This is a genomic window from uncultured Campylobacter sp. (assembly GCF_938045535.1).
In the GTDB taxonomy this organism is placed as follows: domain Bacteria; phylum Campylobacterota; class Campylobacteria; order Campylobacterales; family Campylobacteraceae; genus Campylobacter_B.
In genome coordinates this window covers 1-2,325 of the sequence record NZ_CALIMQ010000171.1, presented here as the reverse complement: position 1 = coordinate 2,325, position 2,325 = coordinate 1, and the positions used below count along the sequence as shown (strand labels likewise).

5 protein-coding genes are annotated in these 2,325 nt (G+C 41.2%); all 5 read right to left on the bottom strand.

Annotated features, from left to right (window positions below; all coding sequences use genetic code 11):
* Window positions 1-28 precede the first annotated feature (28 nt).
* Window positions 29-514: a hypothetical protein gene (locus tag Q0095_RS05470; RefSeq protein ID WP_297882102.1), complete on the bottom strand. Its 486-nt coding sequence runs from the start codon at window positions 512-514 to the stop codon at window positions 29-31.
* Window positions 507-809 carry a Cys/Met metabolism pyridoxal-phosphate-dependent enzyme gene (locus Q0095_RS05465; protein WP_177386687.1) on the bottom strand — a complete coding sequence of 101 codons (303 nt, stop codon included), beginning with the start codon at window positions 807-809 and terminating at the stop codon, window positions 507-509. The genes Q0095_RS05470 and Q0095_RS05465 overlap by 8 nt, the downstream gene beginning before the upstream one ends.
* A gap of 8 nt (window positions 810-817) precedes the next feature.
* A complete protein-coding gene (locus tag Q0095_RS05460) occupies window positions 818-1,309 on the bottom strand; it encodes a hypothetical protein (RefSeq protein WP_297882100.1) in 492 nt (163 codons plus the stop codon).
* Window positions 1,310-1,404: 95 nt separating this feature from the next.
* Window positions 1,405-2,016, bottom strand: coding sequence for a hypothetical protein (locus Q0095_RS05455; RefSeq protein ID WP_297882098.1), 612 nt, complete (start codon window positions 2,014-2,016; stop codon window positions 1,405-1,407).
* Window positions 2,013-2,325 (bottom strand): HMA2 domain-containing protein (locus Q0095_RS05450; RefSeq protein WP_366806152.1); only part of this gene is annotated, 313 nt, incomplete at its 5' end. The genes Q0095_RS05450 and Q0095_RS05455, both read right to left, overlap by 4 nt.

Below are 2,325 nucleotides of genomic sequence, written 5' to 3'. Positions count from 1 at the left end.
CATGTAAAATTTTAAAATTTTGCATCGACTACTCTTGCATCTCTGCCTTGGCGTCTTCGAATCGCTCCTTCATCTCTTCAACGCCCATCTGAAACATCTCGGTACCCTTTGCAATGAGCTTAAAAAGCTTTTTTTGCGCGTTTTCGTCGGTTAGAAAATAGGTCGCTGCGGCCCCCAGAACGATGCCTGTGATAAATGAGTTGCTACCAAATAAGCCGTTCGCGTTTTGCCTGCCACCCAAGGAATTAAAAATTCCACCGAAAGCGGAGCCCTGAGTAGAATTTACATCGCTTGAACTTTGAGTGGCAGAATCTTTATTGTCCGAATTATTGCTGGAAGCAGAACTATTAAAAGGTGCAGAATTTCCCCGCTCGTTTATCCATTTAGCCCAACCGCCAAGCTTATCATCGCCGGCAAAGCCCTCGTCCGAGCCGCTAGAATATTTATTGCCACCAAAATCGTAATCGTCTAGAATTTCTTTCAAATCTTTTTTTGTGATATACGGATTACTCATTGCCTACCTTAAGAATAAAATTTCTACCCGCAATGAGCGCGCCTACGCATACTGCGACGCCTGCCGCTGCGCGTAGATACTCGCCTTGTACGAGCTTATTTGCGCTGTAAATCGCGCCGCCACCGATGATACCGCCGCTTAGCGCAATATCTAGCGCATCGCGAATCGCTTTAGATTTGCTCTTGCCTTCTTTGGCTTTAACGAGCTCTACGGCGCAACCGCCGATCGCCCCTGCTATAGCGCCGCTTAAAACGTGATCCAGCGGCGAACGCTGTGTCGTAAGTGATCTATTCATTTAGGCCTCTATTTTTCTGATTTATCGTCTGCGGACGTAAATTTAGCCGAAGAATTATCATCCATTTTTACGATCTGCGGGATATTAAGCGGAGTAGTAGATGCTGCGGATGTCTCACCTATCGGTGTTTCGCCAGCCTTAGAGCTTGCGGTGGATTTTTTAGTTCTTTTAAATCCCGGTTTCGGTCCCGGCTTTTTTCTGGTTTTTTTTGCAGTGCTAGTCTCAGTGCTGGCGCTACTTGTCGCAGCTTTTTTACTACCAGACTTTCTTTTGCTTTTTACAGCTTCGGCAACATCGTCTAGGCCTTCTTTGGCTTCCGCAAAAATTTCTTTTGATTTTTTGCTTAATTTTTCCGCTCCGCCTTTGACGCTATTTTTTAGCTCCTCGACACTTTTGCTACTTACAATTTTATTCGCACCTTCTTTGATTTTATCTCGATTGTTATAAGCGTAAACCGCCGCGCAACCAAGCGCAAAACCTGCTAGAAATGGGATCGGCATTTCATTCTCCTTGTGTTAAGATTATAAAGTCATTTTATCAACTTTACATAGATTTTGATATTATAGCGACTTTTTTAGATTTTTGCAATCCTAATTTAATTTTTCTGCAAAATTCCTTTAATTAAATTAGAAAATGCGCTATTTAAAATATTTTGCAAATCGTATTTTTGAAATATCCGCTCTAATTCCTGCGGATTTTTTAAAATTTCATTTAATAAATCAGTGAAATTCAAAGAATTTAAATCAGCCTCGTATTTAGAATTTAATTCCTTTAAAATCGGCAAAATTTCATTATACGAAACCGCCTGCGCCTTATACAGCAGCTCTTTAAATTGCGCGTTCTTGCACGAATTAATTAAATCGTCATAAAACATCATAGAGCTTTTTTCTATCAAAAGCGCCGAAGCCAAAAACTCATTCATACCTTTTGCAGCCAGTGCCTCACTGCTATTTTCAGGAGGCGTGGCGCCAAGCCCGCAAGAATTTGCAAAATCTAGCATCCGCTCAAGTAATCCAGCTCGTAAAGATAGAATTTCTCCTAGCTTTTTATCTTGAAATTTAACTGCGCCCAGCGAATAAAACTGCAAAATTTGTGCCTCTTTTTCGAGCAAAAGAGCAATATCTGCAATTTGCGCCTCATTTAAATTCCGAGATTTATTAGAAATTCTACGCGATTTTTTGGCACTACGCAATGTTTCTTCGCTCAAGAAATCGCCTCTATATTGGAATTTACAAGCGCTACTAGCTCAGGCGAACTGATGCCGCTTAAAAACTGCTCCCAAAGATGCATCGGAAAAATATTTTCGTCGTAGTGAATCGTCAGCGAGCCGATTAGAGAGTTAAATTTATACTCTTTTATCCCGCGAATTGCAGCTATTTTAGCCTTCAGGCTCTCCTCGCTCACGCTATCTCGCAACTCCCTAATTTTGGGACTTACACGAATACGAATACGACCTTTGCTGTGGCTGATTTTGCTAAAATACTTATGAAATTCCAAAATATCGTTGTGATTTATT